The sequence below is a fragment of the Microbacterium ureisolvens genome, from assembly GCF_015278315.1.
GTDB classification, from domain to species: domain Bacteria; phylum Actinomycetota; class Actinomycetes; order Actinomycetales; family Microbacteriaceae; genus Microbacterium; species Microbacterium ureisolvens.
Window position 1 is genome coordinate 16696 of record NZ_JADIJE010000022.1, and the last position, 13023, is coordinate 29718.

The 13023-nt window shown below is 63.1% G+C and carries 15 protein-coding genes; 5 read left to right on the top strand and 10 right to left on the bottom strand.

Annotation, left to right across the window (positions count from 1 at the left end):
* Positions 1-522: 522 nt before the first annotated feature.
* The 3 genes from IM767_RS20125 to IM767_RS20135 form a co-directional block, all read right to left on the bottom strand.
* Positions 523-1257, bottom strand: coding sequence for an NYN domain-containing protein (locus tag IM767_RS20125; RefSeq protein ID WP_109212263.1), 735 nt, complete (start codon positions 1255-1257; stop codon positions 523-525).
* A gap of 98 nt (positions 1258-1355) precedes the next feature.
* Complete coding sequence (locus tag IM767_RS20130) at positions 1356-1520, bottom strand: hypothetical protein (protein ID WP_162564418.1); 165 nt, start codon at positions 1518-1520, stop codon at positions 1356-1358.
* Positions 1517-1861: a hypothetical protein gene (locus tag IM767_RS20135; RefSeq protein WP_162564419.1), complete on the bottom strand. Its 345-nt coding sequence runs from the start codon at positions 1859-1861 to the stop codon at positions 1517-1519. Before IM767_RS20135 ends, IM767_RS20130 begins: the two co-directional genes overlap by 4 nt.
* Before the next feature lie 128 nt (positions 1862-1989).
* Between IM767_RS20135 and IM767_RS20140 the strand changes: the two genes are divergently transcribed.
* The 3 genes from IM767_RS20140 to IM767_RS20150 all read left to right on the top strand — a co-directional run bounded on the left by IM767_RS20140 (position 1990) and on the right by IM767_RS20150 (position 4267).
* Positions 1990-2283: a hypothetical protein gene (locus tag IM767_RS20140; protein WP_109212265.1), complete on the top strand. Its 294-nt coding sequence runs from the start codon at positions 1990-1992 to the stop codon at positions 2281-2283.
* A gap of 305 nt (positions 2284-2588) precedes the next feature.
* Complete coding sequence (locus tag IM767_RS20145) at positions 2589-3206, top strand: hypothetical protein (protein WP_109212266.1); 618 nt, start codon at positions 2589-2591, stop codon at positions 3204-3206.
* Positions 3206-4267, top strand: coding sequence for a helix-turn-helix domain-containing protein (locus IM767_RS20150; protein WP_109212267.1), 1062 nt, complete (start codon positions 3206-3208; stop codon positions 4265-4267). Before IM767_RS20145 ends, IM767_RS20150 begins: the two co-directional genes overlap by 1 nt.
* A gap of 198 nt (positions 4268-4465) precedes the next feature.
* On the opposite strand, the gene IM767_RS21250 is transcribed toward IM767_RS20150, so the two are convergent.
* The gene (locus IM767_RS21250) at positions 4466-5062 is read right to left on the bottom strand and encodes a TMEM175 family protein (protein ID WP_109212268.1); all 597 of its coding nucleotides are present in this window, start codon (positions 5060-5062) and stop codon (positions 4466-4468) included.
* A 179-nt stretch (positions 5063-5241) separates the two neighbouring features.
* On the bottom strand, positions 5242-5739 hold the full coding sequence (locus tag IM767_RS20160; RefSeq protein WP_162564421.1) for a hypothetical protein: 498 nt from the start codon (positions 5737-5739) through the stop codon (positions 5242-5244).
* 706 nt (positions 5740-6445) lie between these two features.
* Between IM767_RS20160 and IM767_RS20165 the strand changes: the two genes are divergently transcribed.
* Together IM767_RS20165 and IM767_RS20170 are read left to right on the top strand one after the other, a co-directional pair.
* Complete coding sequence (locus tag IM767_RS20165; RefSeq protein ID WP_109212269.1) at positions 6446-6844, top strand: hypothetical protein; 399 nt, start codon at positions 6446-6448, stop codon at positions 6842-6844.
* On the top strand, positions 6841-7635 hold the full coding sequence (locus tag IM767_RS20170) for a hypothetical protein (protein WP_109212270.1): 795 nt from the start codon (positions 6841-6843) through the stop codon (positions 7633-7635). Before IM767_RS20165 ends, IM767_RS20170 begins: the two co-directional genes overlap by 4 nt.
* 89 nt (positions 7636-7724) lie before the next feature.
* Here the strand turns inward: IM767_RS20170 and IM767_RS20175 are convergent, their stop codons facing one another.
* The 5 genes from IM767_RS20175 to IM767_RS20195 form a co-directional block, all read right to left on the bottom strand.
* Complete coding sequence (locus IM767_RS20175) at positions 7725-8732, bottom strand: ABC transporter permease (RefSeq protein ID WP_239453519.1); 1008 nt, start codon at positions 8730-8732, stop codon at positions 7725-7727.
* A gap of 89 nt (positions 8733-8821) precedes the next feature.
* Positions 8822-9463: an ABC transporter ATP-binding protein gene (locus IM767_RS20180; protein ID WP_109212272.1), complete on the bottom strand. Its 642-nt coding sequence runs from the start codon at positions 9461-9463 to the stop codon at positions 8822-8824.
* Positions 9460-10494 (bottom strand): peptidoglycan-binding domain-containing protein, encoded by a 1035-nt coding sequence (locus IM767_RS20185; RefSeq protein ID WP_239453520.1) that lies wholly within the window; start codon positions 10492-10494, stop codon positions 9460-9462. The genes IM767_RS20180 and IM767_RS20185 overlap by 4 nt, the downstream gene beginning before the upstream one ends.
* A 141-nt stretch (positions 10495-10635) precedes the next feature.
* Positions 10636-11154, bottom strand: coding sequence for a hypothetical protein (locus IM767_RS20190; RefSeq protein ID WP_162564423.1), 519 nt, complete (start codon positions 11152-11154; stop codon positions 10636-10638).
* Positions 11155-12465: 1311 nt separating this feature from the next.
* Entirely contained in the window at positions 12466-12711 is a 246-nt protein-coding gene (locus tag IM767_RS20195) for a DUF2188 domain-containing protein (RefSeq protein ID WP_109212275.1), read from the bottom strand.
* Between the last annotated feature and the right edge of the window lie 312 nt (positions 12712-13023).

Below are 13023 nucleotides of genomic sequence, written 5' to 3' on the forward strand. Positions count from 1 at the left end.
AAGTGCCGAGGAGGGCGGGAGGGTGGAGTGCAACCCGAAGGGCGGCGGGGGAGAGAGTTTCGGCGCGAAATAAGGGAGCGTGCGACCGCGTGCCGAAAGTCTCGGCGGAGCCGGCGGCGCAGCCGCTTGCGCGGAGCGCTCCCGGCCGTACGATGCCGCAGGCTTCTACGACAAAAAACGAGCCCCGTAGGGGCGGGCACAGTCAGCCGCTCGCGGCTGTCCGATCAGGAATCAGCGCCGTGCAGCCTCGGGCTCCTCATCGGCGACGGCCTCGGGCTCCTCGCCGGCGACGGGTCAGGCGCCGAGACGACGATCAAGGTGACGATCAACAAGACTGGAGACGCTCAGAAGCACAAAAAAAAACTCGACCCCAGAGGGGTCGAGCGGTATGTGTTTAGGGTAGCACGGAAAGTGGATACCTGGATATTCAGATATTCAACTGTCCAAGTAAGCGTGCGCGCGTCACGTTGATGATCCGGACGGTGTTCGCACTGCTGGGTAGCGACCCGGTGGCTCCTAGGCTTACCAGCCACTTGGGATGGTCAGTCTGCCGACCGTCGCCGGCAGCTGGGCGGCTTTCACTTCGACGTCGGAGAGTTGATGCCACCAGTGTCCTCCGACGCCATCGCTCGCGTCGCCGTTGAGGGCACCGGCAGGATATCCGGGTGTCGGATTGACGAGACCCATCGGTACCCGCCCGCGGATGTACTGCAGCGGGAAAGCAAGGTCACTGTCGTTGCTGACAACGATCGCCGCGTCGACGTGTCCCTCGAGGACATCAATGAGCACGTGCGACGCGACGTTCACGTCCGAGCCCTTCTCCTCGCGACGCGCGATCGATGCCATGAAAGTAGCGTCCGGCACATCGCCGCCAGCAGCGTCCCGGACCATAACTGGCCACGCTGCGCGAGTGAGAACGGGGCGTTTTTTGCGGTCTTCCACAGCGAGCGGCGCCGTGGCTACCCGAGACACGTAGGTTCCCATTGCCAACTCGTCGATGGACCCGTGCGCAACCAGCGCACGCAGATACGTGTCCTGATCGCGCTGACCAGCTGGGTTGTCACGACCGCTCACGCGGGCGGTGCAGTACACCACCCGGTGAATTGTCGCTGCCGACCAGCCGATGCCGGGCCCGGTCAGCAGGCTCTGTCCCAGGGCGCGAAGATCTAACCACCGCCACCCGGTTGTTCCACGACCACATAAGCGGCGGGCTCCGTAGTAGAGGTTGAACCCATCGATATAGACGCCCACTCGCATCCTCGTATCGTCGCACGCGGCGCCAATGCCATCAGAACCGACCTCGCCGCAGCATCAGACGACAGTGTCTCGGACGATCAGCGCGAATAACAACGCAGCTAGTTAATCGTGGGCAGAAATTCGTCGGCGCCGGTGTCGACGCGGACGACCTCACCGTCCCAGCCGGCGATCTCGTTGAGGTAGGCAGCGAACGCTGGCGGGTACCCCGCCGGCTCGATGCCATGCAGCAGACAGTACTCGTCGAACGTCAGCGGCCGACTCACGCGCCCAGGCTACGCCCGTGCAGGAAACGATCAACGTCGTCGCACGGCGGCCGCATATACCCACACGTGAGCGGTTGCGAGCTGTTGGGCGGCGTCCAGCGGATGAGCACCGCGCCCTCGGTCCACGCGATGGCCTCCGCATCGACGAGCCGCGCCTCGTCGTAAACCACACGGTGCGGCATCCATGCCGACACGGGCACGGCCTCGCGGGCATCCTGCCGCCGGCCGGTGTCGGCGACCTGCTCGACGCTCAGCCCTATCGGCGCGCCGCGGCGCGCGTCGCGCTGCGCAGCGTGCTCGAGGTTGGCGCTGATGAGGTCGTACCGCTTCACCTGCCCCATACGGGAAGTGTAGAACAAAGATATGATTAAACCTGTATCGAGCTGGTAGGACATTCGCTGATAATGGCGATTATGTCTTTTCACGTTCTCAGCCCCTCCCCGGCATCGGCCGAACGGAAGGATCTGCCATGGCCGAGTGGCACCCGATAATGGCCGCTGTCGAGGGCCCGACAGGCGGATGGCGGATGGTCGATCCGGCGGGCGTCGAGTACGGACGTATCGAGCTGCGTCGAGTCATGAACGGCACCGATATCCGGTACAAGGCGATCTGGCGCAGCGATGTGCTGGGCTGGTCCACCACGCTCCGCGGAGCATGCGCGCGGGTGCACAACGCATTCCTCAGCTCCAACGGACCTGGCGGGGGTCCGGCCGCAGACTGGGGCGAGCTCAGCGGGAACGGCCGACGGCACTCCCGCCAATAGAGCGCTCTATCCACACCGGATCAGCGAGATTCTGGGTCCGCACATGACCCCGGAGAGATAGATGTTGACCACGCCGAAAGCCGTCAGAAAGGCGCCCCCTCAACCGTGACCCAGACAGCGCAAAACGGGGGGTCCACGAGGCGAGCCTAGCGAGCCGGCTGGCTACCACTCCCCCAGGCGAGCAGCTTCAGGCGAGCCCCGTCCGGAGGTTGGGAGGGTACAGCGCGGCGCGATACCCGCCGCCTTCGCAGCGAAACTAGTGCGAAATATTGACAATTGTAATTTAAGGGTGGAGGCTAGGTCCCGTGATCGATGACCTGCTGTCAGAAGAAGACGCTCGGCCTCACCTCGAGCCGCATCTCGAGGCCATTCGTGGGTGTATCGAGGACGGCTGGGCCGAGTGGCACCGCAATGTCCAGGCGGCGCCGTCGCTCGCTCTCACCAGCAAGACGTCCCGCGCCAACGTGGTCTACGACCACATCAGCTCGCGGATGGAAGAGTATTTCGACGCGCAGGACGTCCCTACCTCTCGCAAGCGGGGCTTTCTCACCGTCTCACTCGGCGATGGCGTCATCGAAGTCCGTGTGAAGAAGTTCAGCCACCGGCGCAAACTCACTACGGCGGGCATCCCGACCTACCAGCGCCTTGCCATGCTGCACCAGCAGGTAGCCATCGAAGGGCTGACCGTCACCCATATCACGGTGGGGTACTTCCCTGACGAGCTCGGCGTGGGCCTGGACGTCGTTGCTGTGGCGTGCAGCTACGGCCGCGAACTTGCCTGGTGGATCGACCTGCGCGCCGACGGCACGATGGCCGCCGGGCCCGTGCCGCTCGTGCCCATCGATTCGCCCGATGAAGGCCCGTCGGTGCGAAGCACGCGCACGCCCGTCCGTACCGAGGAAGGCAAGACGGAGGCGCAGTGATGAACCCGCAGATGCTCCAGCTTCTGCGTGAGTCTCGGGGACTGTCGAGCGCCCAGCTCGCCAAGACGATCGGCGTGTCGCCGGCGACGATGTCGAAGGTCGAGCACGGACTCGCGCCCGTCGATGCAGATCGACTCGCCCGTATCGCGCACGCCCTCGACTATCCACCGGACGCCTTCGCGTGGAACGACCAGGTCTACGGATTCGGCAGCGCCGTCTTCTACCACCGCAAGCAGCAGTCGCTTCCTCAATCGACCCTGCGCACCATCCAGGCGCAAGTGAACCTGACCCGCATGCGACTCACTCGCCTCAGCCAGTCGGTAGAGATCGACACCCGCTTCAAAGTGCCCGTAATGGACGGAACGGAAGTGGGCGGCCCGGGGGCCGCGGCTCGCGCGGTGCGAGCGATGTGGGCACTACCGATGGGCCCGATCCGCAACGTCGCCGCCACGCTCGAGCGTGCCGGAATTGTGATCGTTCGCGCCGATCTAGAGTCTCAGAAGATCTCCGCGATCAGCATCCCGCCGCTGGACGGGGCGCCCCACATGATGTTCGTCAACGCCGCTCAACCAGCCGACCGCGAACGGTTCACGCTCGCCCATGAGCTGGCGCATCTTGTCCTACATGGTGACGCGATCGCGCCGGAGACAGCCGAGAAGGAGGCTGATGAGTTCGCGGCCGAATTTCTTATGCCCGCTGCCGAGATCCGTACACAGCTGAAGGGCATCAGCTTGCAGCGGGCGGCTCAGCTCAAACTCGTTTGGCGTGTCTCAATGGGGGCGCTGATACGGCGCGCACGCGACCTGGACGTAATCGACGAGGCCCGCTACCGCAGCCTCAATGTGCAGATCTCGCAACGCGGATGGCGTACCGTCGAGCCGGCGCCCATTGAGCGTGACACTCCCACAGTGATGCGCGATCTCGTGAAGGTCCACCTCGAGGACCACGAGTTCTCACTCGACGAGCTCGCTACGGTAGCGGGGCTACACCCGAACGAGTTCGCCGTCCGCTACGACGTAGAAATCACAACACCCAGGCGTGCCAACCTGCGGGCGCTGTGACCGCTGGGCCGGTCACTCTGCCTGATGACGGCCGCACGACCAACCGATTTTGGGTGAGGCGAGCTGATTGTCGCCGCAGGCGCACATCGAGCACTGCCCTTCCCTGCCATATGCGTAGGCGCTGGCCCGCTCGTGTCGCCAGCGACCCATCGCCCGACCAGGTAGCCGGCATCGTCCTGCACTTCGTTCATTCCGGTCCTAGTTAATGGCCCGCGCTGCCCGTCTGGATTTCAGCCGACGGTACGGAATCAAGAGACTAGTGCCGATGATCAGATAGCCAACTATCGCCACCCATGGGGCAAAAATGCCGGCGACTATGAGGAGCGGATAGCACAACACGCTAAGACCTAACGGCCGACCCAAGGACGACCGCGTTCCACTCAACTCACTATCGCGCGTGTTTCCACGAAACGCGACTCGCCACAGTACAAGTAGCACTAGAGCGATGGCCCAAAGGAGGAGCCCATAGAGCGTGGCTGCCACCCACTCGTCCGCGCCGGTTGCAATACTCTCGGAGAGAATGCGGGTTGAGAATGGCAACAAACCGATCACAAACAACAACAGAAGATTCAGCCGAGCGAGACGCGACGGATCCTCACTCGAGGAGTTTGTCAAAGTGCTATGCCCGATCCAGGTCGCACCCAACGTAACAAAGCTTACCAAGTAGGCAACGTAAGAGGACCACTCTTCTGCTAATGCCCACAGTAGTTCATCTTCGTCAATCGCTGGTACGGCGAGACCGAGACCGAGAGCGACCATCGTAACTGCGAACACGCCGTCACTAAGCGATGACATACGCGAGGAATTCAGAGACGGCTGGTCGCGCCAAGTCTTAGTGTTGTCACTATCCACGACAAAACCAATCCTTTTGATTCAGATTACCCGAGCTCGGCGACACTGCGCCCAACTGTTTACCTCCGTAGGGGTTCTTTGGTTGGGATTGATGTGTTCCGGCAGAGTCGTGGAGCCCACGGCTAGCGAGGTCTTTGCATCACCGGACACTGCTCGACTGCCCTAGGGAGGTCTTGCGCGGGTATCTCGCTCCACGGCAACCAGGCGGAATCGTCATATGAATCGTGAAAACTCTGCCGACTTGGAATTGGGGGCGTCGGCCACTCGTAGCTGTCTAGACACTCGGAGATCTCCTCATACCATGCGTAAGCAACGTCGATGTCCGCACTGCTTACGTCTGTGGGTTTGGATATCTTCAGATCCTCCATACATGTTGCGAAGGCGGCGTCAAGTTTTGCCTCTTGCCCCGGACTCGCTCTCATCTCGACACTGCCGTCTTCTTCGATGAAGGTGGCATCCCAGCCGTCAGCGCTCAGACAACGTACGATCGCGAGGCTATCCTCGTCGCTGCTGAAGTAGTCGTTGAGAGGAGTGGCCTTTGGCTCGTCGACCGCAACGCAGCCGGTCGCGAGGAGCGGTATAGAGAAACATGCAAGGATCGCCAGTATCCGGTAACGCATTCGATGCGCTTTTGCGGTTAAGGGTTCACGCACCAACGGGACAAACTGCCTTCAGTCACCGTTCCTGTCGAACCGTCTCCATACGACCAGAAGCCGCCGGTGCGATCGCTCGTAAAAGTCGTGATCCACAAAGTAGTGAATGAAGAAGATCCCAGCCACCGCTTGATGATCTGATTCGTACTGTTCTCGTAGTCGATTCGGTGGCTGACGTCACCCTTCGCGCTGGACTGGGTGCGGGTATCGTGAGCGGATCCATTGCAGAACAGATTGCCAGCCTGATAGCGGCTCTGTCCGGCCGACGCAGGGGACGGGAACCCGAGGGTTAAGATTACAGCGACTACGGCGCCTATTGAGGCGTACTGCATGCGGAGTGGCTTGGAACTGCGGCTCATCGTAAAATTACGTCCTTGTCTCTCGTTCATTCAGATCGACCGAGCAATGGTCGCTACTCTTGGAGACTGTCAGTCAGAACAGGAAGGCGCAAGAATTTTTCTGATCCTTTCTGTCCGGGACTGTGACCACTGGGCCGGTCACTGTGCCTGATGACGGCCGCACGACCATTCGATTGGGTGAGGCGAGCTGATTGTCGCCGCAGGCGCGCGTCGAGCACTGCCCTTCCCTGTCACATGCGTTGGCGCTGGTGCATGCACTTTTGGGTGCAGTTTTAGTAGTAGTTCTGTGAGATAGTTTGCGGTAGCATCGCTCCATGCCCAACACCGTCACCTCAACTCCCCGGCCTGGGCTGCGCGCCCATGAGGATTCGATACGGCTACCGTTCCCGGAGCTGGTGTCGGAGTTGCGCGAGATCCTGGGCGTGAAGCTGGTGGCCTACATCGGCGGCGTGAAATCGGCGCGGTCGGTCTCCAGCTGGGCGGACGGTACCGGTGAGCCCGGTCAGAACGATCGGGAGCGGCTGCGGCACGCCTTCCACGCTGCTGCGCTGCTGCGCGAACGCTATGACCCCATCACCGTGCAGTCCTGGTTCCGCGGCATCAACCCGTCGCTTAACGACGAGGCCCCAGCGCAGCTGCTGCGTGAGGGCGACCTGGTCGCAGGCCCGCGCGCGGTAATCGCCGCCGCGAAATCGTTCGCGTACATCGGATGAGCGACGCTGCGACTCTCGCTGCGCTGGGCGACCTCTTCCGCTTCCGCGTCAATGAGGTCCGTGTCACCGAGTTCGCTGCGCCGGAGATCACCGGCGACCCGGGTGAGGTGTTCCACGTAGGCTTCGCGCCGGACTTGTGGGGATGGGCGCCGTGGCAGTACGCCACCGACTCCGGCCGGTTTGACAGCCGCTGGGATGACCAACGAGGCGAGTTCCGCACCTTGTACACCGCCGACGGTTTGCTCGGCTGCTTCCTCGAACTGCTCGCCCGGTTTCGGCCGAGCGCCCCGGTGGCCGCCGGGTTGGACGAGGTGGAGGACGACGACGGCAGCGTCGCGCAGTACCCGGAGGCGCCCCCCGGTGCCGTCGGGTACTCCTGGCTAGACGGTCGGCAGTACGGCGCGGCGATGCAGACCGGCAGGTACTGGGCGATCACGCACTCCCGCAACCTGGCTGCACTGATCGCTTTCTATCCCCTGGGCCGGCACGGGCTGAGCCCACGCGATGTCGACACCGCGCTACTCAAGGACGCCCGCGACCGTGACCTCACCCGATCAATCGCGCGCTGGCTGTACGAGCTGCACGACGGCCGGGAACCGCTCGTGGACGGAGTCGAGTTCTCCTCCCGCCACGGTGATGAGATTCGGATGTGGGCGGTGTTCGAGCGGCCCGATTCTCCACACCGAAGCGTGCACATCTCCCCCACCACGGAGCCGGCACAGGTGCACCCGGATCTGCCGCAGCTGGTGGAGGTGTTCGGCCGATTTGGGCTGAGCTGGTACGACGACTGAGTGATCGAATCGACTGCTGGCGCCCATGCTTGATCGGACAGCCGGCAGTGGTTGTTACCACTCGTGCATTGGGACGGGCCGACAGTGCGCTATGGCACACGCAACTCTCGTATGGGCTCACGCCTCGACGCGATGATCGCCGGCACGAGGGATGCCACCGCCGATGTGCCCAGCGCGAGCACGCTGACGGCGCCGAAGAACCCGGGTCCCGGTAAAGGGTCGCCAGATGTGACGAGGACAGCCACGGAGACGACCGTGCCTACCAGAACGCCAATCACCGCGAGGAACACTGTCTGCACAAACAGCAGTAGCACGATAAGCGCGCGGGTTGCACCTAGCGCCCGCCGGCGCCCGAAATCTTTCCGGCGCATCATCACCAGGCCGTACAAGATCACCGCGACTAACAGACCGGTGACCGCGATCATCACCAGTACCAGACCGCGCGAGAACGTGCTGAGCTGACCTTGGATTAGCCCCCTGAGCTGAGCCAAGGGTTCGCTGGTCTCCACGCTGACTTTGGAGGGGTCTTCCGCGGCGAGAACTGAGAGCACGGCATCGCTGACGGGGGCAACAAGGTCAGGACGCGAAGCGATGACCACGAGAACGCTGACAGGCTCCTCCCCCGTCGCCTCCGGCTGCGGCACGATTACGACCGGCTCCAACCCGACAAGGAAGTCGGGGATCTCGAGCAGCCCTGCCATGGCGTACTCCTGCCCGGTGGTAAGCACGATCCCGCCGGCGATGTCAGGTAGGCCCAGCTCATCGAGCGCGCGCTGTGACCCATAGGCGAGCTGCCCAGGAAGCGGTACTCTCGCCGGAACTCCAAGGCTCTCCACGTCCCGACCATAGGCGAATCTGACCGGCGCTCGAGCGCCGTCAGGAGTGCGACCGTTTGTTGCGTCAACTGCGGAAGAGAAGGCTGCCGACCACTCCACGCCCTCGATCCCATCGATGCGGTCAATAACGTCGGAAGTGACTCCAGCAGCAGCGTCTGCTCGCACCAGGATCGACCTGGTGCCAGCTGAATCGATGGAGGAGAGAACCCGCTGCTCCGCACCAACTGTGCGCCCTGTAGTGAGCATGACCGTGACAATCATGCCCGCCACCATCAGAATCGTAACCGCCGAGGCGACCGGGCCCGACAATGCAGACGCCACGGCCTCGCGTATGATCGCGCCCGCTCGCCTCACAGCCGGATCTCTCGGTCGCACGCTTCCGCAACACGAGGATCGTGCGTAACCACAATCACGGTCGCGCCCGACGCGGCATGTTCGCGGAGCGCGTCAACGACTAGCCCGCTCGTTGCGGGATCGAGATTTCCCGTCGGCTCGTCGGCCAGCAACACTTGCGGTGCGTATAGCAGTGCCCGACACAACGCGATGCGCTGCGCCTGCCCCCCTGAGACCTGCCCCGGCTTCCGTTGGGGCGAGACGTCCACGCCAAATCGCTCCAACATCAGACGAGCTCGAGTTGAGGCATCTCGTCGTGACTCCCCGCGATAGAGCGCCGTCTCAACCACGTTGTCCAGCACCGTGCGCGTCTGGTCTAGCGCTGCATCCTGGAAAACGAAACCAAATCGCTCGGCCCGCAGTCGTGCGCGCCGAGCATCCGATAGACCCGAGACAGGTACGCCGTCAACATCGATCTCCCCTGCTCTGGGGCGCAACATCAGGCCCAGCAGATAGAGCAGAGTGGACTTGCCTCGGCCTGATGGCCCTGTTACAGCGGTCACCGATCCTGCGGGGAACTCGGCCGACCATTCGTTGAACACTCTCTGTCCTGGCACGTACTCGAAGATCACATCACGCGCCTGCAGGACGTTCGTCATTCGACACCCTCGGCGGAAGCGGGCACACGAACGCGGGTGCCGGCAGGCACACCCTCGATGATGCTCATGCCACGCGCGGACGTCACCACGGTGACCGGCCGCGGCTCGCCTTCATCGTCGATCACAGCAGTCTCGCCATCAGCCGCGGTCACCAGCGCGGCTGAAGGCACGACCAGCCCTGCCACGGTCTCGACCGTTACGACTGTCGAGACCAATCGGGCCTCTCCGGTCACGGGGACCTGACCGCACTGGTCGCCACAAATCGCCCCACCATCTGGAGACTCGAGAGAGACAGTCACCGTTCCGGACTGCTCGTCGCGAATCTGCTCGGCAGCAACCGCTTGCCACATTGAACCGTCGGGGGAGGTGATCTCCACTCGCGTGCCCGCCGGCATCATCACCGCCTGCGCGTCGGTGACCGGCAAGGTGAACTCGGGTGCCGGTGGAAGCGCCCGGACGGTTTGCTCACCGCCGCTGACCATCAGACCCCGCCCGATCACTTTTTCATCCAGCGCCACGCGGGTCGGCAGGTCGGGCACGAAGATCACGTCGGCGACCTGAATGACTCCGGTCTGCTCAACGCCGAGCGCCTTCTGCCAGCGCTTTACTGCGGCGATCGTACCTTGACCGGCCTTTCCGTCGTCGGGACCGGCGTAGACTCCGACCGCCGTAAGCAGACGCTGCAGCTGCCCGACGTCAGCTCCCTCCGCGTCAAGCCCGATCGAACGATATGCCGGGACCGCACCCTGACCGATAGTTACAGGCTGCTGGTCTACGCGGTAGAGCACTGATCCTTGCACCACGTCGGCCCCAGCAGCAGAAACAACCTCAGTCACAACACCTACCGCACGATTGACACCGACCGGCACCGGCGTCCACGCCGCGATCGTGTTCAGACTCAGGCTCGAGCCCACCTCACCAGACTTCACCGCGACGTATGTGAACGATGAAGACTCCATCGGATCCTCGGCTGGAGTGAGAACAGATGCCGCAGCCCATCCGACCGCGCCGCCGGCGGTGATGAACGCCACTACAGCAACCGTCCATGGCCACCACCGACGTCGCACCGCTTCGGCCATGTATACACTTCCTCCTCAAGTTTGCGATTCGCTCCATCCGTGCCGCCGATCAACGCTCCGCGTTAGGCGCACGGAGGGACAGCCGCTGCGAGATCAGAAGCCGTCGATGTTCATGAACATTAAGGGAGGGGGGCAATCGCGAAGCAGTTGGCTGTAGTCGCTCTGATCGATGTTCCCTCCCATGAGGTATGCACTGATGGCCTGGTACCACGGCGCGTTTTCCTGGCCAAAGGTGTCGAGGAACACGGCCTCCGAGGGAGGATCATCGCTGGGGAACCCGTGACCCACGATGCACTCGTGGTTCGCGAGCTCCTGCGCATAGAGCTGCCTCACCTGTTCTGTTGACCACATCGAGGGCGTCTGCGATTTCTTGTATCCGGTCTCTTCGCCGCAAGCGTCAGAGGCGGCGTTGAAAGCGCTCTGCTGGGCCTCGGACAGTCCATCGATGTAAGGGGGTGAGGTTAGAGAACGCTGTATCTCCCACCCCTCATCCTGAAGGCACTGAACATACCGTTCCTGGGCCGGGTAAGGCGGAATATCAGCCGCAGTGGTGGGTTCCACCCTCGGTTCGGCTGCAGCGGCGCAGCCGCTTAGGGCGATGAGGGCCGCCATGGTAGCGATGACTGACGAGAGGGCTCGAGGACGGGACGGCCTGACATGCACAGGCGACAGTATGAACCATCGAGGTCGTCCGCAATTACTGAACACGCAGTTCCGCGCTCGGGCGGTTGCGGCCAACGGGAACCACCGATGCGTGCGGCCCAGCATGGGCATGGGAGCCCGCGCGGATTACCCCTCCGCGGGCTCCCATGCATCCTCGCGTTCGAGTTTTAGCCAATACAAGTGGCGTAAGCCGAAGAGAAGTTGCTACCTGCTGTCCACGAGAACGACTGACGGCCGGCCTGGTAGGTGTTGATTCCAATCACCGCGGGGAGCGTCCGGTAAGCACCGCCTCCGGTGTATGCCGGGAAGAACCAGACCGAACCACCCCCGTACGCGTTGCCCACTACCACGCCACTCCGTGTCCCAGTGCACGTCCAGTTATCCCCGCTGAACGTCTGCGCACTTGCCGCCGTGGTGGTCCCCACGATAAGTGAGGCGGCCACGCCAGCGATCAGTGCGATCCTCGACAACTTCTTCATTGCGATATTCCTCCGATTTCGGAACCTGAGTGTTTCCTGAGCGGAGGATACATTGAGGTTGTCACCCCGCGCTGTCGTTGCGGAAGCTCTGCCAGGTAGGCACGTCGCTGGGCGTAGATCCCTCCGAGAGATCCTCGCGAAAGCGATCGAAACCTGTCCTCTATTCCTTAACGAATACATGGGGTGACAGCTTCGCCGCACTCAGCTCAGTCCCGGCCGGAGTTCTTCCGGAGGCAAGTGCGGGCTCTTCTTTGCCTACCTCGGATCGCATTTTCTCGCGGGACTCGCTGGGCAGCAGCTAGGTAGCGTCGGAGAGTCTTTCCATCGGCGCGGCGCGTCGCCTAATCTGGCGCCATGGACCTGGCAATCGTGCTGCTGGCCGCGTTGGCTGCGTGCGGCGACTCGGCTTCGACAGGGCTTCGTCGCGCAAGGCTGGCTGTCACCAGGCCTCTGCGGTGGTTGAGCATTCCGAGCTGAAGTTCGTATACGGCCCCTAACTCCCGGGTTCCGTGTAAGTCTCCTCGGGTGGCGCCGGCCAGGCCCCATTCCCCTCGAGCTCCTCGCGACCGGTGCCCTTGGCATCTTGCACTCCCGCGACACCCAGCCAGCGCTACTGTGAGCCCGTGTTGGCCAGCCCTCTGCCCGGTCTACGAGACCTGCGCGTGCCGCTCGCGACGGGGCTTCTCTGGCTGGTGGTGTTGTGGCTGGCGTTCTATTCCTTTCCCCACCGCCGATGAAGCCACCGGCCTTATCGCCGAGATCTACCGCGTAACAGGGCGTTCTAGCGGGTGTCTTTGGCGCGCGTTTCGTTGCGGCGGCCTGAGTCGCTGTCGCGGAACTTTCCGTCTTCGCCCTGGATGCGCACCTCCCCCAGTCCTCGGCCGGTATTGTCGACGATCTCGCGAGCTCGAGCAATCGCCTCAGCCTGGGTGTCGTAGACAGCCGATGCGCGCTTAGCGTTCTCCTTCTTTACCGCCCACCCGTCGGCATGCTTGACGACGTAGCGGTCTTCATCGTTGTTCGCCATGCCGCGAACATACGACTTCGGCGCACGCCAGGAAACGGGCTTGCTTGCTTAGCCTTCGATCTGGTCGGAGGGCGTGAACCGCACGCGGGCTTTGTATACGTTGTGTCTCTCTGCGCGGGCGATCGCATCAGCACGACGCCGGCGGGCCCGCCTGCGGCGAGCAGCGGTCTGTCGGCCGCGTCGCACAGCAAGGGACTGCTGCACGAGTAGGTGACATCTGATCTGGCTTGCCCGAGGGGTAGGCCTGGAAGGATGTTGCTGTGCCCAAGCCGTACCCGAGCGAGTTCCGTGACGACGTGGTCCGCGTCGCGA

Bases quoted from the DNA above. Each gene is read 5' to 3' on its own strand.
- IM767_RS20125 (WP_109212263.1), bottom strand. From the start codon at position 1,257: ATGCGAGTGGGCGTCTATATCGATGGGTTCAACCTCTACTACGGAGCC.
- IM767_RS20135 (WP_162564419.1), bottom strand. From the start codon at position 1,861: ATGGGGCAGGTGAAGCGGTACGACCTCATCAGCGCCAACCTCGAGCAC.
- IM767_RS20140 (WP_109212265.1), top strand. From the start codon at position 1,990: ATGGCCGAGTGGCACCCGATAATGGCCGCTGTCGAGGGCCCGACAGGC.
- IM767_RS20150 (WP_109212267.1), top strand. From the start codon at position 3,206: ATGAACCCGCAGATGCTCCAGCTTCTGCGTGAGTCTCGGGGACTGTCG.
- IM767_RS21250 (WP_109212268.1), bottom strand. From the start codon at position 5,062: ATGTCATCGCTTAGTGACGGCGTGTTCGCAGTTACGATGGTCGCTCTC.
- IM767_RS20160 (WP_162564421.1), bottom strand. From the start codon at position 5,739: ATGCGTTACCGGATACTGGCGATCCTTGCATGTTTCTCTATACCGCTC.
- IM767_RS20165 (WP_109212269.1), top strand. From the start codon at position 6,446: ATGCCCAACACCGTCACCTCAACTCCCCGGCCTGGGCTGCGCGCCCAT.
- IM767_RS20170 (WP_109212270.1), top strand. From the start codon at position 6,841: ATGAGCGACGCTGCGACTCTCGCTGCGCTGGGCGACCTCTTCCGCTTC.
- IM767_RS20175 (WP_239453519.1), bottom strand. From the start codon at position 8,732: ATGATTGTCACGGTCATGCTCACTACAGGGCGCACAGTTGGTGCGGAG.
- IM767_RS20180 (WP_109212272.1), bottom strand. From the start codon at position 9,463: ATGACGAACGTCCTGCAGGCGCGTGATGTGATCTTCGAGTACGTGCCA.
- IM767_RS20190 (WP_162564423.1), bottom strand. From the start codon at position 11,154: ATGGCGGCCCTCATCGCCCTAAGCGGCTGCGCCGCTGCAGCCGAACCG.
- IM767_RS20195 (WP_109212275.1), bottom strand. From the start codon at position 12,711: ATGGCGAACAACGATGAAGACCGCTACGTCGTCAAGCATGCCGACGGG.